Genomic DNA, 17,921 nt, shown 5'->3' with positions numbered 1-17,921 from the left:
CGCCGGACATCCGGTAGTAAAGTCCGGGCAAAGGCTCACCCTGGGGAGGGGCGCATGACGGCGGCACGTCGCAAGCGGATCGTGTGGTGGCTCAGAGGTGTGGCGCTGGCGGCGCTCCTCGTCTATCTGCCGGGCTATCAGGCCTCGTTCTCAGGTGGGCTGGTGGAGGTCGAGCGCTGGCTCAACCACCCGCTGCCGCTGCTCGGCGCCACCGTCGCGCTGGCCGTGGTCTCGCTGGTGATCCAGTTCGAGTTCCGCACCTGGTGGTCGCAGGTCGGCTGCGCGGCCGCCCTGGTGTCGCTCGTCTTCCTCGGGGGGTTGGCCGTGCTCCTGTCGCTGCTGCTCGACCGCGACGGGCAGCCCGTCAGCCGGAAGAGCCACCCGGAGCGCCCGGACCGCGTGCTGACCGTGACCGACGTCGCCTTCTCGATCGACCCGATCTACCGGGTCGAGCTGTTGACCGGCAGCGGCTGGTCCGCCCGCCACTGGGAACTGGGCGAATGGGACATCCGTGGCGGCGAGTTCGGCAGGGTCGACTGGTCCGGGCCGGACCGGATCGCTGTGACCGGGGTGAAGGGGACCGAGACCGTGGTGTTCACCCTCGACCCGGACGGCCGGCCGAGCCGGCAGGGCCCGGCGCCCCGGTAGGCCGGGAGGCCGGTAGAGCTGAGGGGAGCGGTGGGCCCTCGCGCGGCGGGGAGGCCGCGCGTGGGCCCGGGCGGGGTTACCAGGTGTCGATGCCCATCTTCTTGGCCGCGTCGTGGACGGCCTTGTAGTGGGCGTGGGACATGCCGGACTGCTTGTCCTTTTCGGGCAGGTTCTTGTCCGTCGCGCGGAACTCGTCGCGGGCCTCGGCGAGCAGGCTCGTGCCGTAGGAGACGGGGACGTCCTTGACGCCGTGGGACGGGTGGGTCTTCTCGGCGGTCTTGCTGCCCGCCTTGATCAGGATGTCGCGGGCCTTGTTGAAGTCGTCGGCCTTGACCGTCTTCGGGTTGCTGAGCTGCGCCTGCACCCGGGCCGTCGGCTGGGCCGGCGTGGTGTCTGCGGCCATGGCGGGAGCGGCAGCGGCGACGCCGAGGGCGCCGACGGCGGCGACTGCCACGAGGGCGTTCCGGAGGGTCCTGTTCATGGATATCGATCCCTTCGCAATGTCTAAACATCAGTGCCCGCACCGGACTTGAGGTCCGTGGGAGTGCGAACTCCTCGGCACTACCCCGGCCCTCCTCGGCGGCAAACCGATGGTCGTACGGGGGTGGTTGGGGAGCGGTGGGATCAGGCCGTCTTGTGAATATGGGGTTATCGGACTGCTGGGTTAGTAGGGGCGGAGGGGGCTCAAGGGGACGGCCAGGGCGGGCCGTTCGACGAACGGCCCGCCCTGTGCGGTGGATCAGACGTCGAACTCGCCGGCGCGGATGGCGGAGACGAGGTCGCGCCATTCGGCGGGGGTGAGTTGGGCGATGGCGTCGGGGAGCAGGCTGCTGCGGATGTAGATGGCTTCGGAGGTGACGGCTACCTCCGGGCAGCTCGCACCGTCGCCGCAAGACTCAGGACGCTGCCAGATCAGATCCTTCATTGTGCTGGCCTTCCTAGGTTCGGGCCTGCCGGTCGAAATTGCCGGCACGGATGGCGGAGAGGAGGTTGTGCCATTCGGCGGGGGTGAGTTGGGCGATGGCGTCGGGCCGGAGGTTGCTGCGGACATAGACGGCATCGGAGGTGACGGCCACCTCGGGACAGTTGTTGCCGTCTCCACAAGCCGTGGGGCGTTTCCAGATCAGGTCTTTCATCGTGCGGATTGCCTCTGTTCGGCGCGCTACAGGTCAAACTCTCCGGCGCGGATGGCGGAGGCGAGGTCGCGCCATTCGGTGGGGGTGAGTTGGGCGATGGCGTCGGGCAGAAGAGTGCTGCGGATGTGTACGACATCGGGACCTATGGCCACCTCAGGGCAGGAGTTGCCGTCTGCGCAGGCCTTGGGGCGCTTCCAGTGGAGGGTCTTCATGGCTTAGATCTCTTTCTTGATAAGCCTGATGGCATCACGAGACTGGCTCTCGGTGAGAGACCGCTCGGCCATCGTGTCAATGATGTGGCGGTAGTTCTCCAAGTGCTTCTGCTCATGTAGGAACGCCGGGCCGCCAACTGCGTCGAGCTGGACGGTGTCCAGGCGGGGAACTGGCCCCTTCGCGTAGAAGATGCCTTGGCCAGCACCAATGAACCCATTGGTGCTGAAGGTGATCACGCGAAGCGCCACGTGGGGAAGTTCTGAGTACTCAAGCAGCTTGTCCAGCTGGTTCTTTGCGGCATCGCGGCCACCGAACAGCATGCGCAGGGCGGCTTCGTGAACCAGCGCAGAGTACGGTTGAGCACCTTCGCTCATCAGTAGTGCCGAGCGCTGAAGTCGGTGCTCGACACGTGCTTCGAGGAGCCGAGGCGGAAGCGTCGGGTAGACGTCCTTGAAGATCGCTCTCCCGTACTCCTCTGTCTGCATAGCGCCAGGAATGTGCGAGATCTGATAGGTGAGCATTCCCCTGGCGAAGTACTCCATCTCGGCGATGTTGAGGAAGCCAGGCGGCACGGCCCCTCGGTAGTCCTCCCACCAACCCTTGTGGCGTTCCTCGGCCATGGCCGCGAGCGCTTCCACGAAGGCGTGATCGCCCTCCTCGTAGTCGCAGGCGAGCATGCGTACCCGCTCGGCGCTGATCGGGTACTGCCCCTTCTCGATCTGCGTGATCTTCGGTCGGGCGAATCCGAACAGCGCGGCGGCTTCGGCAGTTGTGCGGCCCGCGCAGTCGCGCATCTTCCGCAGCTCGGTGCCTACTCGTTCCTGCCTGGCTGACGGGGTGGTTCGTGGTGGCATGCCCCCAAGCATCCATCGCGATCCCGCGAAGGGTCCAGCAATCCATCGATCGAGTGAAGAACGGGGTAGAAGTACCGATACATGTACCACCAGCTCTACAGTCGGTGACGCACCGATCACCGAGCCGGGCGTCAGTGGCCCGCTCGGCATTTCCCCTTCACCTCTCCGGGAGATCCCTGTGCGTAACCTCAACTCCCCCTCCCTCACCCTCGCTCGCGACACCCTCCGCGACGGCATGACCCGCGTCGGCTGGTCGTCCTCCTCCATCGCGGACGCCGAGCTCGCCCTCGTCGAACTGATCGTCAACGCCTGGCGTCACGGCGAGACGACCTCCCCCGTCGTCCTCATCCACTTCCTCTCCAACCCCCTCTCCAACACCCTCCGCGTCACCGTCGCGGACCGCTCCTCCGCCCTCCCCGAGCAGCGAACGCCGTGCCCGCTCGCCGAGTCCGGCCGGGGCCTCCAGCTGGTCGCCGGCCTCACCCACCGCTGGGGCGTCGACCCCCTGAAGCTGGGCAAAATCGTTTGGTTCGAGTTGGACGGTGTCGCGTGATCGCCCACCACCCCATCCACCCGGCCGATCCGGCGCTGCGCCACCTCACGGCCCGCCAGATCACCGGACTCATCGTCGAACTCCGGACCGAGGGTCGCGAGTTCGGGCTCCTCTGGCCCTCCGCCCAGGCCGGCGAGACCAACCTCGACGGCCGCGCCCTCGTCTCCCTCGGCAACATCCCGGCGAGCACCCTCATCAACCTCCTCGCCCTCCTCCGCGAGTACAAGCGTGAGCGGGACCGCCGCCGATGCTAGGCCTCCTGACCTTCAACCTCCTGGCCTCCCTCCTCGGCGCCCTCTGCGAAACCCGCGCCCGTCACCTCCACGCCCGCACGGTCACCCCCGCAGTGCTTGCCGAGTGCCAAGCCTGCGATGCCGCACGGCACTTCGCGGTTCCGACGGGGGCAAGCTGCACGATGCTGCGGTGTACGGCCCCGCGGCACACCGGCTGATCGCCCGTGCGCGCTCGGCGCTGGCACTGGCAGCCACCTGAGAAACCTGCGGAAGCCTCGCCGCGCACAGGAGAAATGCGGAGAAATGCGGCGCACACCGGCAGGGTCGGGCCTCTACCGTGCCGGACAGGACCTTGCCGGCACCCTAGTGACCGGCACCGATCGAGAGGAGCCGGAATGGGCGAGCACGGAGACGGCAAGGGTGGCGAGGACGGGGACAAGAAGCAGTCCCCGAAGGAGTCCGACGGCCAGTGGACCAAGCCCGTGAAGCCGCCGAAGAAGTGAGCGCCAACTGATGGACGACTACGCACAGTTACTGACCCGGATGGAATCGGCGGGGGCGCTGGGCGAGGGGTGGCGGGGCGCGTTCGAGCGCGCCCCGCGCTCTTCCTTCGTCCCGGACGCCGTCTGGGCCCCGGACGGCGACAGCCCGACCGGCTACGGCCGGATCAACCGGGCCGACCACCCGGACACCTGGTGGGCGCTGGTGAACGCCGACGAGGTGGTGGTCACCCAGATCGATGGCGGCCTGGATACCGGGCCGGGCATCGCCACCTCCTCGGCCTCCATGCCGTCCCTCGTCGCGAGAATGCTCCGGCACCTGGACGTGGTCGACGGGAACACCGTGCTCGACATCGGCACCGGCACCGGATGGACGAGCGCGCTCCTCTCCGCCAGGCTCGGCGACGCCCACGTGACCACCGTCGAGGTCGATCGAGCGGTCGCTGCCGCAGCGGCCCGACGACTCACCGCAGCAGGCCTCCAGCCCAGTTGCTCGACTGGCGACGGCCTCGAAGGCCAGCCCCTCCGGGCGCCTTACGATCGCGTCCATTCCACGGCGGCGGTCCGCCGACTGCCGCGTGCCTGGCTCGAACAGACCCGCCCCGGCGGGGTGATCGTCACCCCCTGGGGCACGCCCTACGCCAACGCCGGACTCCTGCGCCTGGTGGTCGGCGGTCCGGGGGAGCCCTCCCACGGCAGGTTCGTGGACAACGTCAGCTTCATGTGGGTCCGCAGCCAGCGTCCCCACCCGGTGACCGAACCGACCGACCGGCCGATCCACCGGGGCTCGTCGCCGATCGACCCGGAGCTGGCGTTGGAGAACGTGGACGTGGCGTTCGCCATCGGCCTCCGGGTGCCTGGCGTTCGGTATCACCACACCTGGGACGACACAGACCCTGGCGGCACCTATCGCATGCGGCTCTCCGACGGCGCCGGCTCCTGGGCGTCCGTCCGCCACCACGACTGGGGCGCCGCCGACGCAGTCCAGCAGGCCGGGCCCCGCCGCCTGTGGGACGAGATCGTCCGCGCCCGCCGAGCATGGCTCGCCGACGGCGAACCGGACCTCACCCGCTTCGGCGTGACGATGACGCCGACCGGCGAACAGCACGTGTGGCTCGACGAGCCCGGCAACCTGATCGTCTGACCCGGCCGCGAACCCCCAGGCGCCTGACCTGAGCCCCCGCGCAAGAAGTCGGCCGGTCCGACTTCCTGCGCGCGACCTTCAGAATCCCGGCCGCGTCCTGGCCACCCGTTTCGGCGCCTTCTGTGAAGCTCGCCCGCGCGGTGGAACCGGCGGCGGGCGCAGACGGTCACCTTCGGTGTGACCTCGAACGAATCGCAGACCGATCCCGTCCGCCCCCACGTCAGCCGCAGGCGCATGCTGCTGGGCGCCGCCGGCGTGGCGGGGGCCGCCGTCACCGTCGGGGGCATCGGCTGGTGGGCGCGGCGGGACGCCGACACCGGCCACCGCGTCTGGAGCCGGACCGGTACCGGCAGTCGGGTCGCCCTGTCGGCCACCCCGCAGCCCGACCTCTACGTCGCGGACTTCGACGGCACGGTCAGCGCCCTCGACCTGCGGACCGGCACCCCGCGCTGGAGCGCCAAGGTCACCTCGCACAATCCCGCCGACAGCAACTTCGGCTGGCCGATCGCCGCAGGTGACGGACTGGTCTGCGTGACCACCGACTCCCACGTCCACGCCCTGGACGCCGCGTCCGGAGCCGTCCGGTGGGCCGTGCCCGCGCCGGGGGGCTACCTGTCCGGATGGACGGACGGCCCCACCGTCAGCGGGGACGTGTTCGTGACCTGCGACGGCCGCGTCCACTCCTACGACGCGGCGACCGGCGAAGCCCGGTGGAGCAGCCCGCTGGAGGCCGCCTGCGTACCGGCGGTCGCGGGCGGCACCGTGTACCTCGCCGCCCCCGCAGGCGGGATCTCCGCCCTCGACGCGAAGACCTGTGAGCGGCGCTGGGAGCAGCCCGCCGTCGGCAAGCTCGTCGACCGGCCCGTGGTCCACGAGGGCGTCCTCTACCTGTCCACTTCCGCTGCCCCCGCCCCGACCGGCGCCACTTCGACCGCCTCGACCGCCTCTGCCTCGACCGCCTCTGCCTCGACCGCCTCTGCCTCGACCGTCTCCGCCCTGGACGCGGCGACCGGCCGGGTGCTCTGGCAGCGTGACGACCTCGGCCACCCCGGTGTCCAGCCCGCCCCGGTCGCCGACGGGACGCTCTGCCTCCTCGACAACGACCGGGTCGTCGCCGTGGAGGCGAGTACGGGCCGCAGCCGGTGGACCTCCTCGGTGCCGGACGGCCTGGGCCGGGGCATGAGCACCATGGCCGTCGCCGACGGCCGGGTCTACGTGGCGCTGAACGACGGTCGGCTGCACACTCTTGACCTCGCCACCGGCCGGCTTCAATGGCAGGACGATCCGGCCAAGTTCGGCACCGAGTACACCGGGCTCTCGCTGACCGCCTTCGGCGGCGTCGCCTACCGCGGCAGCCGGGCAGGCCTCTACGCGGCGGGCATACCCGCGGCCTGACCTCCGCGCGAGGCCCCGGCGCGGCAGGGCACCGCGCGGTGCGCCTTCAGGCAGCGGGCACTGCCCGTACGGACCTGGCGCCCGGGCCGACGCCACCGATATCCAGGAGAGTGAGCTTTCGAGTCGAGAGGGGGACGATGCACGCCCACGACAGGACCAAGGGTGCCGCCGGCAAGGCCCGCACGCCGGCCCGTACTTCGGAGCCGGCGACCAGGAACCCCAACCGGGCGGGGGGCGCGTCCCAGTCGCTGCTCGCCCTCCAGAGCACCCACGGCAACGCGGCCGTCGTGCAGATGCTCCACGCGACCGGGATCCAGCGCGCGGCCGACCAGAACCGGCCCATGATCAATCACCAGAACCCGGACGACGACTGGGAGGCCGACAACACCGCGCCCGCGCGTACGGACGGTCTCGTGCTCAGCGGTCACGGCGCCTGGGAGGCCGCGAACGGCACCTTCCGGGTGCCCGCAGGGACGAGGGTGCACTTCTACACGCAGCACGGGATGGTCCTCCCCGACGACCTGGGCGGGCAGGTGGAGAACGGCGCCAACCGGGGCGGCAGCGTGGAACAGGGGCAGGACCGTGGCGCCACGCGCACCGTGGTGGGCGGGCGGAGCCTGCAGAACTACACCATCTCCTACCCCAGCGGCCTCACCATCCGGGGGAACCCGGCGATCGCCACCCCGGTGGGCGGCGGGTACGACGTCGAACTCGACCCGGGGACGCCGGCCGCCGCCGTCATCAACGTCGCCACGCTGACCGACCCCCAACTCGCGGGCCGCTCGATCGTCTTCGACGGCGACGTGCTGCTGAGCGACATCCTGCGGCCCGGCATGGGGGACGTGCACTTCGCGGCCTGCCGCTTCGTCGAGACCAACAGGCCCGGGACGCGCAACCAGGGCCGTCCTCAGGGCTACAACGGCCCCGGCGACCCCGGCGAGGCCGGCGGCCTCTACAACCCCTGACCCGCCCGGCCTCCAACGCTCCGGGCTCCGCGCTCCAGGCTCCGCGCTCCGCGCTCTGCGCTCTGCGCAGGAAGTCGGCCCACCCGACTTCCTGCGCAAGGGGCGCCGCCCGGGGCAGGGCTCAACCGGCCACGCGCACCACGTACTTGCCGGTGGCCCGACCCTCCGCCATGGCATCGTGCGCGGCGGGGACGGCGGCCAGGCCGGGGACTTCGGTGACCGGCAGTGTGAGGTCACCGCCGGCGAGCAGGTCGAGGACCGTGCGGATGGCGCGGGCCAGCCGCTCGGGGGCGGTTGCGGCCAGGGCGCGGTGGCTGAAGCCGGTGACGGTGAGGTTCCCGGCCATCAGACGGCCGAGCGGCGGCAGGTCGGCGACGGCGCCGCCGCCCGCGTTGCCGAAGAGGACGATCCGGCCGCCGGGTGCGGTGAGTTCGAGGTCGAGCTCCAGGGCCTCGGTGCCCAGCGGGTCCAGCACGAGGTCGACGCCCCGGCCCCCGGTCGCGGCCCGGACGGCCTCGGGCAGCGCCTCGTCGCGGGCGAAGGCGTGGTGGTAGCCGGAGGCGACGGCGGCCGCCGCCTTCTCCGGGCGGCCCACCGTGCCGATCAGCCGACCGCCACCCCCGATCAGCGGGACCAGTTGGGCGACGGCGTGGCCGATCCCGCCGCCGGCCGAGTGCACCAGGACGGTGTCCCCGGCGGTGAGCCGTCCGGCGTCGGTGAGCAGCAGCACGGCGGTGGCCAGGCCCAGCGGGGCGGCGGCGGCCTCGCGCAGCGCCAGCCCGTCCGGGATGGGCACGGTGAGCGCGGCCTCGGCGAGCACCACCTCGGCCAGGCCGCCGCCGACGGGCGCGGCCACCACCCGGTCGCCCACCGCCAGTCCGGTGACGCCCTCGCCGACCGCCCGGACGGTGCCGGCCACCTCCTTGCCCGGTCGGTAGGGCCAGGCGGTGACGTAGCCGGCGTCGCCCCGGCGGCCCATCACGTCGACGAAGTTCAGCCCGGCGTAGGCGACGTCGACCGCCACCTGGCCGGGGCCGGGGCTCGGGGCCTCGACCTCCCGGATCTCCGTGTGCTCGGCCCCACCGGGTGCGGTCATCACCAGTGCGCGCATGTCGGTCCCCCTCGACTACGATGTTCGACGAACGGCGAAATTGACGTGAGGCAGTGGTACCACGCAGTTTCGATGATTGTCGAACATCGCAGATCAGGCGCAGATCAGATGTTGATCAGAAGTGGATCAGACGCGGATCAGACGCAGGTCAAACGCAGATCAGAGAGGTCGGATCATGCCCCGCAGCACCCGGCGCCGGCCGGCGCTCACCCACCCCGCGACCGGGGAGATCGACCTGCTCGACGTCCTGCACGCGCTCTCCGACCCCACCCGGATGACCATCGTGCGCATCCTGCGCGCCGAACCCGAGCGGGCCTGCGGCACCTTCCCGGTGGACGTCGCCCCCTCCACCCTCAGCCACCACTTCAAGGTGCTGCGCGAGTCCGGCCTGATCCACCAGCGCGAGGAGGCCAACCGCAAGTTCTCCGCCCTGCGCGCCGTCGACCTGGAACAGCGCTTCCCCGGCCTCCTCGACACCATCCTTGCCGCCCACGCTCAGACCGACGGTGGGTCGGAGTCGCAACTCTGAGGTGTGCCTTGGTGCGGACGGCGCGGGCGGCGTGAGCGTGGGGCCCGCCTCGGCGGGCCCCACGTCGCCCGTCAGCGCAGGCGCGAGGAGGACAGGATCGACGCCAGGTGCGCCACCACCATGCCCCAGGTGATCACCGCGATCCCCGCGACCGCCGCCCGCGTCGCGTCCAGGTTGCCGAGCGCCGCGTCCACCGCGGCCGCCGCGAGCAGCACCAGGGAGGCCTCGATGCCGTTCGTCACCCGGTGGATCTTGAACACCGAGGCGAGCCGGCGCGCGGTCGCGATGCCCTGCGAGCGCGGCTGGGTGGACTCCTCGTCCGCCGGGGCCTGCCCGCTGCGGGCCCGGGCCACGTCCACCAGGTCCGTCGAGGCCTTGAGCAGCACCACGCCCAGCGCGGCCGCCAGGCCCACCGACACCCACAGCTCCGACCCGCCCCGGGCCGCCCGCACGCCCGCGCCGATCATCAGCGCCGCGTCCGCCAGATAGGCGCCGAGCCGGTCCACGTAGACCCCGGCCATGCTGAACTGGCGCTTCCAGCGCGCCACTTCGCCGTCGACGCAGTCGAAGAGCAGGAACAGCTGGAACAGCACCGCCGCCAGCACGGCGCCGGTCAGACCGGGGATCAGCAGGGCCGCCCCGCCGCCGACCCCGCAGACCACCATCACCCAGGTGAGGGTGTTCGGCGACACCGAGGTGCGCACCAACTGCCGGGTCGTGCGCAGCGAGATGCGGCGCATGTACAGCCGTCCCGCCCAGTGCTCACCGTTGCGGCTCTGCAGCTTGGCCTGCGGCTGGCACACCTCGCGCAAGTCCGCGAGCGCCGGAGCAGCCACCATGACGACATCCCTCCACCTGTCCCGAAACGATCACCACAGGCTACGGCCTCCCGGGCGCCGCCCCGACCGGCCCTTCGTGGCCGTCCGGAGAGGGGGGAGCCGGCTGCCGGGCGGCCTCGGGAGGAAAACCGGTGGGCCGCCGGAGTGCCCCGGGGCTAGGCTGCGCGGGTTCGCCGGAACCGGAAGCCCCGGCCCCGATCACCCGCCCCCGCAAGCCGGTTGACGTTGACGTGGTCCGGAGCGCAACGAGGAGTGCTGATCATGGTGACCACAGGCGGCGCGGCGCACAGCCCGGGCCTGGCCGAACTGCTGGCCGACCACCGACCGCAGGGCCCGACGGAGACCGCCGACCACGAGCGCGTCCGCCACCTCACCGGGGCCGCCGACGCCTGGGACCGCGGGACGCCGCTGCACTTCACCGCCTCCGCGCTGATCGTCCACCCGCCGACCCGGCGCGTCCTCCTGCGCTGGCACGTGCGCCAGCAGGCCTGGCTCCAGGTCGGCGGCCACGGCGACCCGGGGGAGACCCTGCCGCTGGACATCGCGCTGCGCGAAGGCCTGGAGGAGACCGGGCTCACCGACCTCACCCCGTGGCCCGACGCCGCCCTCGTCCACCTCGCCCTCGTCCACCTCGCCGTCGTGCCCGTCCCGGCGTCGCCCGTCGAACCGGCCCACGAACACGCCGACCTGCGCTTCCTGCTGGCCACCGGCACCCCGGAGCGGGCGCGGCCGGAGAACCCCGCCGCCCCGTTGGAGTGGCTGACCATCGCCGAGGCCCGGCAGCGGACCACCGAGGAGAACCTCCGCGAGACGCTCGACCGGGCCGGCCGCCTGCTCGACGCCCCCGCCTGACCTTCCGAACCCCGCTGGAGCACACCCGGATGCACACCGACCAGACCCTCATCTTCGACGCCGACGACACGCTCTGGGAGAACAACGTCCTCTTCGAGCGCGTCATCGACGGCTTCCTGGACTGGGTCGCCACCCCGGCCGACCGCGACCGCGCCAGGGCCGTCCTCGACGAGATCGAAGCCGCCAACTCCGCCGCCCTCGGCTACGGCGCCGCCGTGTTCCGGCAGAGCCTCGCCGACTGCCTGCGGCGGCTGAACGGCGACCGCACCCCCACTCCGGCCGAAGAAGCCCGGATCGACGGCCTCCTCACTCCGCTCAGCAGCCGCGAGATCGAGCTGATCCCCGGCGTCGCCGACACCCTCGCCGACCTCGCCGGACGCCACCACCTGCTGCTGCTCACCAAGGGCGACCTCGACGAGCAGCAGCGCAAGGTGACGGCCTCCACGATCGACCACCACTTCCGCGGCGTCCACATCGTGGCCGAGAAGTCGGCGGACACCTACCGGCGGCTCGGCGCCGAGCTCGGCCTCGACCCCGACCGGACCTGGATGATCGGCAACTCGCCCAAGTCCGACATCGCCCCGGCCCGCCGGGCCGGCCTGCGCACGGTCTTCATCCCGCACCAGCACACCTGGGTCCTGGAGCACCAGGACCTCGGCCCCGACGAGGCGACCCTGCAACTGGCGGCCTTCCCCGAACTGCTGCGGCACTTCTGACGCAGGCCGGCGGGGTCGGCGGCCTCGGCGAGATCGGCGGGTTCGGCGGCGGTGTTCACAGCGCGAGGCTCACAGCGCGAGCGCCGCCGCCGTCGGCGCCGGTGCGCCACCCCGATGCAGCCAGGCCCGCTCCGCGGCCGTCCACGTGCTCGTCGTCACCAGGTGGAGCGCCGCGGCCACCGGCACCAGCATCGCGAACAGCACCGACCCGAAGGACAGGTAAGGCAGCAGCCCCGCCCCCGGCTGGGGGGTCGGCTGCGCGGCCGCCGCCCGCCTGGCCCGGCGGAAGTTGACGTACCCGACCGCCGCCAGCCCGGCGTACAGCAGGCCGAACACCGCCAACTGCCCGGCGCCGTGCGCACTCCCGACGTGCAGGCCGAGCGGCACGCCGAACAGGGTGTGGTCCAGCAGGCCGTTCGGGGTGGTGAACAGGCGGTACATCACCGAGAAGAACGGGATCTGCACCAGCATCGGCAGGCACCCCGCGAACGGCGAGGCCCGTTCCTCCCGGTACAGCTCGGCGAGCGCCTCCCGCAGCTTCTCCGGGCGGTCCTTGAACCTCCGGTTCACCTCGGCGACCTTCGGCGCCAGCCGCGCCCGCGACTTCTCCCCCCGCGCCGCCGCGCGCGCGAAGGGATGCAACGCCAGCCGGACGGCGACGGTGAACAGGACGATCGCCAGCGCGGTCGGCAGTACCTGGGCCAGCGCGGCGACGCCGGCATGGGCGACGGCGACGGCCGGGTCGAGAACAGCGAGAACGGACATGGTGGAGCGAGCCCTCCGGGGGTCTCGGAAAACGAGTGGTCGACGGAGGACGGCCGCGTGGAACGGCGGAAGACGACGAAGCTACGCGGCCGTCGGGGCCGCACCCGGCGCCCTCGGGCGTCGCCTGCCCCGGGCATCGGGATCGCGCTGCGGGAGGAAGGCCGTACGGAACGCGCGCCGCCGCAGCACCCCGCTGCGCACCGCCGTGGGCGCCCGTGCGCCCAGCAGCCGCGCCCCCGCCAGCGTGCCCGCGACCGCACCGGCCAGCAGCGCCACGGCGGCGACCGCCGCCACCGACGCGACCGTCCCGCCCTCGGTCACCAGCTCCCCGGTCAGCACCCGGAGCAGCCCGAGGAGCATCGCGACGACGGTCATGCGCTGCTCCTCCTTCGACGTGACGGGCTTGGGGCCCCACGGACTCGGGGGACTTCAGACGTTCAGGACGATCGCCGAGCCCGCCGAGTTCCCGCCCGGCGCGGAATTCCCGTGGCGCACCCGCCGCGCCGGGGTGCTTCGCGAAGCGGTGCAGGGGCGTAGCCGCAGGTGCTACACGGGGCTACCGTGGAGGGATGAAGACGATTACCCAGCGGGAGTTCCGGAACAACTCCGCCGCGGTGATGGATGCGGTGGAGGCCGGGGAGACCTTCCACATCACCAGGAACGGGGTCGAGGTCGCGGAGCTGCGACCGGTGTCCGGACGGCGGCGGCTCACGGCGGAGGAGCTGGTGGCGCGGCACGTGAAGCTGCCGCGGGTGGACTACCAGCAGATGCGCAAGGAGGCCGAGGAGTACTTCGGCCCGGAGGAACTGGTGGGCGACGAGGGCGACGACCCGTTCGAGCGGCGGCGTGGCTGAGCGCAGGCGGGCAGCCCGGCGGCGGCCGGCCGGGGTGCTCGACACCTGTGTCTACATCGATCTGGCCCTGCTCTCCCCGGCGAACCTGCCGGCCGTGCCGGAGCTGACCGCGATCACCTTCGCGGAGCTGCAACAGGGTGTGTCGATGGCCCGCGACGCGGTCAGCCGGGCCGCCCGGCTGGAGGTGCTGGGCGCGGCGATGGCCGACTTCGACCCGCTGCCCTTCGACGCGGCGGCGGCCTCCCGCTACGGCACGCTGGTCACCCTCACCATCGCGGCCGGGCGGCAGCCGCGCCCGCGCCGGATCGACCTGATGATCGCGGCCGTGGCCTCGGCCCACGGCCTGCCGCTGTACACGCGCAACGTCGCGGACTTCCGGGGCCTGGGCTCGGCGGTGGAGGTCATCGGGGTGTGACGGCCGCCGCTCTTCGCGCTGGTGGCCTGCCGCCCCTTCGGTCGATCATCTAAGCAGCTTAGAAGTGAAATTGAGGGGGCGGCAGGCCCGGCAGCCGCTCAGCCCAGGCGGACCGTGGTGCCCGTGGCGGCGGAGGCCCGGGCGGCCTCCAGGACGGCCAGGGTGGCCACCGCGTCGCGCGGGTCGACCGGGGGCGGGGTGCCCGGGGAGGCCAGGGCGGCGGCGATGCCCGTGTAGAAGGCGGGGTAGTCGCCCGGTTCGGTGGGCAGTGCGATCGAGGACTCGTCGGTGCCGAGGGTGCCGTACTGCGAGGGCTGGTCGGCACCCCACGGGCGGGCGCCGTCCGGTCGGTGCCCGGCCCGCAGCTGCGCCTCCTGCGGGTCCATGCCGGGCTTGACGTACCCGGCGGCGTCGCCGAGCACCCGCAGCCGGGGGCCGATCAGCGGGGTGATGGCGCTGGTCCACAGGTGCGAGCGGGTGCCGGAGGCGTGCGTGAGGGCGAGGAAGGCGTCGTCGTCGACGACCGCGCCGTCCCGGCGCACGTCGACCTCCGCGTACACCGTCTCCACCGGGCCGAACAGCGTCAGTGCCTGGTCCACCAGGTGGCTGCCCAGGTCGTACAGCGTGCCGCCGACCTCCGCCGGGTCGGCGAGCTCGCGCCAGCCGGGCTTGGGCTTCGGGCGGAACCGCTCGAAGCGGGACTCGAAGCGGTGCACCCGGCCGAGCGCGCCGCCCCGGACCAGCCGGGCGGCGGTCAGGAAGTCGCCGTCCCAGCGCCGGTTCTGGAACACGGAGAGCAGGGTGCCCCGGGCCTCGGCGAGCTGGCACAGCTCCAGCGCCTCGGCGGCGGTGCCGGCCAGCGGCTTGTCGACGACGGTGGCCAGCCCGGCGCGCAGGGCGGCGCGGGCGAGCGGGGCGTGGGTGCGGTTGGGCGAGGCGACGACGACGAGGTCGAGCGCGTCCGGGTCGGCGAGCAGCTGCTCGGGGGTGTCGACGGCGCGGGCGCCGGGGTGCTCGCGGCGCAGTTGCTCGCGGCGCTCGGGGCTGGCGGTGACCACGGCGTCCAACCGCAGCCCCGGCGTGGTGGCGATGAGCGGGGCGTGGAAGGCGGAGCCGGCCAGGCCGTAGCCGATCAGGCCGACGCGGAACGGGCGGTCCGGGGAGGACGAGGGGGTCGAGGCGCTCATGCGACCACTCAATCACGAGGCGCCCGCTTGCTCCCGGTTTCGCAGTGGCGGAGCCGGGAGGCGGGGCGGACGTCGGTTCGCGTCCTCGCTCGTCGGACGGCATGGGGGCAAGGCGCCTCAGGGCAGTTGACGGATCAGCCGACGCAGCCGGGTACCGAGGGGGAGCTGCCGACGCAGTTGTCGGGGGTGTTTCCACTGACCGGTGTCGTGGTGAGTGTCATGGTGCCGTTCTGCCGGTAGATGCCGCCGGCCGTCATGACGGCCTGGTTGGCGCTGATCTGGGTGCTGGTCAGCGTGGTGGAGGTGGAGTCGATGGCGGCGATGCCGCCGCCCTGGGATCCGGAGCTGTTGCCCGCGTCGATGAAACTGCTGGTGGTGGTGAGCGACCCGCGCAGGCCGTTGTAGATCCCGCCGCCCTGGCCGGTGGCGCTGTTCCTGGCCACAGTGCTGTTCGTGAAGGTCGCCACCGCCCCCTTCTGGGGGGCGCCGACGTCCTCGTTGGCCAGGCCGCCGCCCCTGCCCTGGGCGGTGTTGCCGGTCAGTGCGCTGGCCGTGAGGGTCACCGCGCCGTAGTTGAGGATGCCGCCGCCGTCGGTGACGGCGGAGCCGTTGCTGAGGGTGACGTTGCCCTTGAGGGTGAGGCTGGCGCCCGCGGCCACCTTGACGATGCGGAAGCCGGCCGTACCGGCCGTCGTCGAGCGCGTGATGGTGTCGTTGTCACCGGTCAGGGTGATGGCGGTGGTGATGATCGGCAGCGCGTTCGCGCCGTCGGTGTCACTGCTGTGCGACGAGGTGATGGTGTAGACGCAGCCGGTCGCGAGGACGACGTTGCCCCCGCCGGCGCTGTTGGCGGCGTTGATCGCCGCGACCAGCGCCGTCTCGTTGCAGGCCACGGCCGCCTGTGCGGAGGTGGGGGCCAGTGCGGCCAGCACGGCGGTCAGGACGACGGAACTGGCGAGGACCGGGATGGTGCGGATGCGTCGCATGATGTTCCCTTCGGGTTGATGGAGACCCCCGTGTTCGTGGTGCCGTGCCCGCTGCGGCAGCGGCTGCGGCTGCGGCGGCGGCTGCTGCGGGCACGGGTACGGGCGCGGCTCGCGAGAGCAAGCCGGGCCAAGCCGGGTCAGGCCGTAGAGGCTTCGCGCCACGGCCTGACCCGGCGGCCGAGCGATGCCGCGCGTCCGTCTCAGGCGGTGGGGGTCACCGCAACGGCGCAGGCCTTCACGGCGGCGGCGCTGGCGGTGGCAGCGGTGGCGGCCGCGGTGGCGGCAGCGGCGGAGGAGGTGACCGCGGCGGCCTCGGCGGCGCTGGCGCTGGTGGCGGCTGCGGCCTCGGCGGCGGCGTTGGGTGGCACGGCTTGGGTCGCCGCGATGAAGGTCTTGAGGGCGGCGGCGGCCGACGCGGCGTCGGCCTGCGCCGCGGCTGCCGCGGTGGAGGCGTTGGAGGCGGCGACCGACGAGGAGACGGTGGCGACCGCGCAGGCCACGGCGTCCCTGCGGGTCTGACTGGTCGATGCTGAACTCGGTGTGTTCGTCGAGGTGTTGGCCACGGCCGCAGCCGTGCCTCCGGCCAGCAAGGTGCCGACGGCAAGAGCTGCGACGGCTATGCGATGGATCTTCATGGGGCCCTGTTCTGGGAAGGATGGGCTCACGCGTCCGGCAGCACAGCCGAACACGGATGCCACGGTGACGAGAGCCGAACCGGCTCTCACCAGAACAAGAACACCGAGCGGCCCGCCTGTCCCTTCGATCATCGCGCCGACGTGCCGAAAGCCGGACCGGAACTGTCCGACTTCCTGTGCGACTTCGCTGGTCAGGAGCGCACGGGAAGATCCGGTACGAACCGCCCGGTGGTCCCCTCATCGGCGTAGCGCGTTTGCGCGGACGAACCCGCCCACCGGCCGACTGCCTCCATTCGCACCGCGGCCGTGCCCGGGCGGAAGTGGTGCACGCGGATGCGTTGCCGCAGGCGTGCCGTGGCCGTTCCCGTCCGGGGCCGCCCCGGTCGGCCCGAGGAGGCAGGCTCTAGGCTGGTCCGTGTTGGGGCAGCCAGTGGCGCCCGGCCGGCCGAGGGTGTCCGGTCCGGAGCGATGTGCGAAATCGTTCAGAACCGTTGCAAGACCAAGGAGACACCTACGTGGCAGACCGCAAGCCCATCGAGTCCTGGCTGACCGACATGGACGGCGTCCTCATCCACGAGGGCACGCCCATTCCCGGCGCGAAGGAGTTCCTGCGCAGGCTGCGGGAGTCCGGCAAGCCGTTCCTGGTCCTCACCAACAACTCCATCTACACCCCGCGCGACCTCAGCGCCCGCCTGGCCGGGATGGGCCTGGAGGTGCCGGAGGAGTGCATCTGGACCTCCGCCCTGGCCACCGCCAAGTTCCTCAAGGGCCAGCGCCCGGGCGGCACCGCCTACGTGATCGGCGAGGCGGGGCTCACCACCGCGCTGTACCAGGCCGGTTACGTGCTGACCGACAACAACCCGGACTACGTCGTCCTCGGCGAGACCCGCACCTACAGCTTCGAGGCGCTCACCAAGGCGATCCGCCTGATCAACCAGGGCGCCCGGTTCATCTGCACCAACCCCGACGAGACCGGCCCGTCCCCCGAGGGCGTGCTGCCGGCCACCGGCTCGGTCGCGGCCCTGATCACCAAGGCGACCGGCGTCGAGCCGTACTTCGTCGGCAAGCCCAACCCGCTGATGATGCGCGAGGCGCTGAACACCGCCGGGGCCCACTCCGAGACCGCCGTGATGATCGGCGACCGGATGGACACCGACATCGTCGCGGGCATGGAGGCCGGCATGGAGACCATCCTGGTGCTCACCGGCCTGACCGCCGCCGCCGACGTCGAGCGCTTCCCGTACCGGCCGACCCGGGTGGTCAAGTCGATCGCGGACCTGGTCGAGCTGGTCTAGCCTCAATGCCAGTGACTTTGGTGTGTCTGTCTCGTTGGTTGTGGTGTGGCGAGGGTGGGGCAGGTCAAGTCGTGTGCGGGTGAGCGGTTGTCGGAT

The 17,921-nt window shown here is 72.1% G+C and carries 24 protein-coding genes; 12 read left to right on the top strand and 12 right to left on the bottom strand.

The features are described from left to right. Positions 1-54: 54 nt before the first annotated feature. Positions 55-648, top strand: a complete 594-nt coding sequence (locus ACFWPI_RS30515) for a hypothetical protein (RefSeq protein WP_380374595.1) — start codon at positions 55-57, stop codon at positions 646-648. Between the two features lie 76 nt (positions 649-724). Here the strand turns inward: ACFWPI_RS30515 and ACFWPI_RS30510 are convergent, their stop codons facing one another. From ACFWPI_RS30510 to ACFWPI_RS30490, 5 genes are all read right to left on the bottom strand, one after another. After that, positions 725-1,129, bottom strand: a complete 405-nt coding sequence (locus ACFWPI_RS30510; protein WP_380374594.1) for a hypothetical protein — start codon at positions 1,127-1,129, stop codon at positions 725-727. A gap of 258 nt (positions 1,130-1,387) precedes the next feature. Next, a complete protein-coding gene (locus ACFWPI_RS30505; protein WP_380374593.1) occupies positions 1,388-1,573 on the bottom strand; it encodes a DUF397 domain-containing protein in 186 nt (61 codons plus the stop codon). A gap of 13 nt (positions 1,574-1,586) precedes the next feature. Then, entirely contained in the window at positions 1,587-1,784 is a 198-nt protein-coding gene (locus tag ACFWPI_RS30500) for a DUF397 domain-containing protein (protein WP_380374591.1), read from the bottom strand. Positions 1,785-1,810: 26 nt separating this feature from the next. After that, positions 1,811-1,996, bottom strand: a complete 186-nt coding sequence (locus tag ACFWPI_RS30495; RefSeq protein WP_380374590.1) for a DUF397 domain-containing protein — start codon at positions 1,994-1,996, stop codon at positions 1,811-1,813. A 3-nt stretch (positions 1,997-1,999) separates the two neighbouring features. Further along, entirely contained in the window at positions 2,000-2,851 is an 852-nt protein-coding gene (locus ACFWPI_RS30490) for a helix-turn-helix domain-containing protein (protein ID WP_380374588.1), read from the bottom strand. Positions 2,852-3,029: 178 nt separating this feature from the next. Here ACFWPI_RS30490 and ACFWPI_RS30485 point away from each other — a divergent pair, with 178 nt between their 5' ends. From ACFWPI_RS30485 to ACFWPI_RS30465, 5 genes are all read left to right on the top strand, one after another. After that, on the top strand, positions 3,030-3,404 hold the full coding sequence (locus ACFWPI_RS30485) for an ATP-binding protein (RefSeq protein ID WP_380374586.1): 375 nt from the start codon (positions 3,030-3,032) through the stop codon (positions 3,402-3,404). After that, a complete protein-coding gene (locus tag ACFWPI_RS30480; RefSeq protein WP_371518753.1) occupies positions 3,401-3,658 on the top strand; it encodes a hypothetical protein in 258 nt (85 codons plus the stop codon). The genes ACFWPI_RS30485 and ACFWPI_RS30480 overlap by 4 nt, the downstream gene beginning before the upstream one ends. Positions 3,659-4,150: 492 nt before the next feature. Beyond that, positions 4,151-5,281, top strand: coding sequence for a methyltransferase domain-containing protein (locus ACFWPI_RS30475; RefSeq protein WP_380374584.1), 1,131 nt, complete (start codon positions 4,151-4,153; stop codon positions 5,279-5,281). A 177-nt stretch (positions 5,282-5,458) separates the two neighbouring features. Continuing rightward, positions 5,459-6,676, top strand: coding sequence for a PQQ-binding-like beta-propeller repeat protein (locus tag ACFWPI_RS30470; RefSeq protein ID WP_380374583.1), 1,218 nt, complete (start codon positions 5,459-5,461; stop codon positions 6,674-6,676). A gap of 137 nt (positions 6,677-6,813) precedes the next feature. Continuing rightward, positions 6,814-7,641 carry a putative adhesin gene (locus ACFWPI_RS30465; RefSeq protein ID WP_380374581.1) on the top strand — a complete coding sequence of 276 codons (828 nt, stop codon included), beginning with the start codon at positions 6,814-6,816 and terminating at the stop codon, positions 7,639-7,641. 121 nt (positions 7,642-7,762) lie between these two features. On the opposite strand, the gene ACFWPI_RS30460 is transcribed toward ACFWPI_RS30465, so the two are convergent. Then, positions 7,763-8,752 (bottom strand): zinc-binding alcohol dehydrogenase family protein, encoded by a 990-nt coding sequence (locus tag ACFWPI_RS30460; RefSeq protein WP_380374580.1) that lies wholly within the window; start codon positions 8,750-8,752, stop codon positions 7,763-7,765. Between the two features lie 175 nt (positions 8,753-8,927). Between ACFWPI_RS30460 and ACFWPI_RS30455 the strand changes: the two genes are divergently transcribed. Then, positions 8,928-9,281: an ArsR/SmtB family transcription factor gene (locus ACFWPI_RS30455; RefSeq protein ID WP_380374579.1), complete on the top strand. Its 354-nt coding sequence runs from the start codon at positions 8,928-8,930 to the stop codon at positions 9,279-9,281. 71 nt (positions 9,282-9,352) lie between these two features. On the opposite strand, the gene ACFWPI_RS30450 is transcribed toward ACFWPI_RS30455, so the two are convergent. Next, positions 9,353-10,120: a CDP-alcohol phosphatidyltransferase family protein gene (locus ACFWPI_RS30450; RefSeq protein ID WP_380335084.1), complete on the bottom strand. Its 768-nt coding sequence runs from the start codon at positions 10,118-10,120 to the stop codon at positions 9,353-9,355. A gap of 261 nt (positions 10,121-10,381) precedes the next feature. On the opposite strand from ACFWPI_RS30450, the gene ACFWPI_RS30445 reads away from it, so the two are divergent. Together ACFWPI_RS30445 and ACFWPI_RS30440 are read left to right on the top strand one after the other, a co-directional pair. Continuing rightward, positions 10,382-10,972: an NUDIX hydrolase gene (locus tag ACFWPI_RS30445; RefSeq protein WP_380374577.1), complete on the top strand. Its 591-nt coding sequence runs from the start codon at positions 10,382-10,384 to the stop codon at positions 10,970-10,972. Between the two features lie 29 nt (positions 10,973-11,001). After that, entirely contained in the window at positions 11,002-11,688 is a 687-nt protein-coding gene (locus ACFWPI_RS30440) for an HAD family hydrolase (protein WP_380335079.1), read from the top strand. 69 nt (positions 11,689-11,757) lie between these two features. On the opposite strand, the gene ACFWPI_RS30435 is transcribed toward ACFWPI_RS30440, so the two are convergent. Further along, positions 11,758-12,453: a YidC/Oxa1 family membrane protein insertase gene (locus tag ACFWPI_RS30435; protein ID WP_380374575.1), complete on the bottom strand. Its 696-nt coding sequence runs from the start codon at positions 12,451-12,453 to the stop codon at positions 11,758-11,760. A gap of 81 nt (positions 12,454-12,534) precedes the next feature. Continuing rightward, positions 12,535-12,828, bottom strand: coding sequence for a DUF6412 domain-containing protein (locus tag ACFWPI_RS30430; RefSeq protein WP_380374574.1), 294 nt, complete (start codon positions 12,826-12,828; stop codon positions 12,535-12,537). 194 nt (positions 12,829-13,022) lie between these two features. Between ACFWPI_RS30430 and ACFWPI_RS30425 the strand changes: the two genes are divergently transcribed. Both ACFWPI_RS30425 and ACFWPI_RS30420 read left to right on the top strand, forming a co-directional pair. Then, positions 13,023-13,307, top strand: coding sequence for a type II toxin-antitoxin system Phd/YefM family antitoxin (locus tag ACFWPI_RS30425; RefSeq protein ID WP_063349249.1), 285 nt, complete (start codon positions 13,023-13,025; stop codon positions 13,305-13,307). Next, the gene (locus ACFWPI_RS30420) at positions 13,300-13,722 is read left to right on the top strand and encodes a type II toxin-antitoxin system VapC family toxin (protein WP_380335072.1); all 423 of its coding nucleotides are present in this window, start codon (positions 13,300-13,302) and stop codon (positions 13,720-13,722) included. The genes ACFWPI_RS30425 and ACFWPI_RS30420 overlap by 8 nt, the downstream gene beginning before the upstream one ends. Positions 13,723-13,820: 98 nt before the next feature. Here ACFWPI_RS30420 and ACFWPI_RS30415 read toward each other — a convergent pair whose 3' ends face one another. The 3 genes from ACFWPI_RS30415 to ACFWPI_RS30405 all read right to left on the bottom strand — a co-directional run bounded on the left by ACFWPI_RS30415 (position 13,821) and on the right by ACFWPI_RS30405 (position 16,530). Then, complete coding sequence (locus tag ACFWPI_RS30415) at positions 13,821-14,909, bottom strand: Gfo/Idh/MocA family oxidoreductase (protein WP_380374572.1); 1,089 nt, start codon at positions 14,907-14,909, stop codon at positions 13,821-13,823. Positions 14,910-15,043: 134 nt separating this feature from the next. Further along, complete coding sequence (locus ACFWPI_RS30410; protein ID WP_380374571.1) at positions 15,044-15,895, bottom strand: hypothetical protein; 852 nt, start codon at positions 15,893-15,895, stop codon at positions 15,044-15,046. 200 nt (positions 15,896-16,095) lie between these two features. Next, positions 16,096-16,530, bottom strand: a complete 435-nt coding sequence (locus tag ACFWPI_RS30405; RefSeq protein WP_380374569.1) for a hypothetical protein — start codon at positions 16,528-16,530, stop codon at positions 16,096-16,098. Between the two features lie 515 nt (positions 16,531-17,045). Between ACFWPI_RS30405 and ACFWPI_RS30400 the strand changes: the two genes are divergently transcribed. Further along, complete coding sequence (locus ACFWPI_RS30400) at positions 17,046-17,825, top strand: HAD-IIA family hydrolase (RefSeq protein ID WP_063349252.1); 780 nt, start codon at positions 17,046-17,048, stop codon at positions 17,823-17,825. Positions 17,826-17,921: the final 96 nt, after the last annotated feature.

It is taken from the genome of Kitasatospora sp. NPDC058492 (assembly GCF_042720685.1).
Taxonomy (GTDB): domain Bacteria; phylum Actinomycetota; class Actinomycetes; order Streptomycetales; family Streptomycetaceae; genus Kitasatospora.
This window is presented reverse-complemented; position numbering and strand designations above follow the sequence as displayed.

Coding starts and splice junctions, on each gene's coding strand:
- ACFWPI_RS30445 (WP_380374577.1), top strand. CDS start 10,382: ATGGTGACCACAGGCGGCGCGGCGCACAGCCCGGGCCTGGCCGAACTG.
- ACFWPI_RS30425 (WP_063349249.1), top strand. CDS start 13,023: ATGAAGACGATTACCCAGCGGGAGTTCCGGAACAACTCCGCCGCGGTG.
- ACFWPI_RS30430 (WP_380374574.1), bottom strand. CDS start 12,828: ATGACCGTCGTCGCGATGCTCCTCGGGCTGCTCCGGGTGCTGACCGGG.
- ACFWPI_RS30510 (WP_380374594.1), bottom strand. CDS start 1,129: ATGAACAGGACCCTCCGGAACGCCCTCGTGGCAGTCGCCGCCGTCGGC.
- ACFWPI_RS30450 (WP_380335084.1), bottom strand. CDS start 10,120: ATGGTGGCTGCTCCGGCGCTCGCGGACTTGCGCGAGGTGTGCCAGCCG.
- ACFWPI_RS30490 (WP_380374588.1), bottom strand. CDS start 2,851: ATGCCACCACGAACCACCCCGTCAGCCAGGCAGGAACGAGTAGGCACC.
- ACFWPI_RS30435 (WP_380374575.1), bottom strand. CDS start 12,453: ATGTCCGTTCTCGCTGTTCTCGACCCGGCCGTCGCCGTCGCCCATGCC.
- ACFWPI_RS30505 (WP_380374593.1), bottom strand. CDS start 1,573: ATGAAGGATCTGATCTGGCAGCGTCCTGAGTCTTGCGGCGACGGTGCG.
- ACFWPI_RS30515 (WP_380374595.1), top strand. CDS start 55: ATGACGGCGGCACGTCGCAAGCGGATCGTGTGGTGGCTCAGAGGTGTG.
- ACFWPI_RS30440 (WP_380335079.1), top strand. CDS start 11,002: ATGCACACCGACCAGACCCTCATCTTCGACGCCGACGACACGCTCTGG.
- ACFWPI_RS30500 (WP_380374591.1), bottom strand. CDS start 1,784: ATGAAAGACCTGATCTGGAAACGCCCCACGGCTTGTGGAGACGGCAAC.
- ACFWPI_RS30410 (WP_380374571.1), bottom strand. CDS start 15,895: ATGCGACGCATCCGCACCATCCCGGTCCTCGCCAGTTCCGTCGTCCTG.
- ACFWPI_RS30415 (WP_380374572.1), bottom strand. CDS start 14,909: ATGAGCGCCTCGACCCCCTCGTCCTCCCCGGACCGCCCGTTCCGCGTC.
- ACFWPI_RS30465 (WP_380374581.1), top strand. CDS start 6,814: ATGCACGCCCACGACAGGACCAAGGGTGCCGCCGGCAAGGCCCGCACG.
- ACFWPI_RS30475 (WP_380374584.1), top strand. CDS start 4,151: ATGGACGACTACGCACAGTTACTGACCCGGATGGAATCGGCGGGGGCG.
- ACFWPI_RS30460 (WP_380374580.1), bottom strand. CDS start 8,752: ATGCGCGCACTGGTGATGACCGCACCCGGTGGGGCCGAGCACACGGAG.
- ACFWPI_RS30495 (WP_380374590.1), bottom strand. CDS start 1,996: ATGAAGACCCTCCACTGGAAGCGCCCCAAGGCCTGCGCAGACGGCAAC.
- ACFWPI_RS30455 (WP_380374579.1), top strand. CDS start 8,928: ATGCCCCGCAGCACCCGGCGCCGGCCGGCGCTCACCCACCCCGCGACC.
- ACFWPI_RS30405 (WP_380374569.1), bottom strand. CDS start 16,530: ATGAAGATCCATCGCATAGCCGTCGCAGCTCTTGCCGTCGGCACCTTG.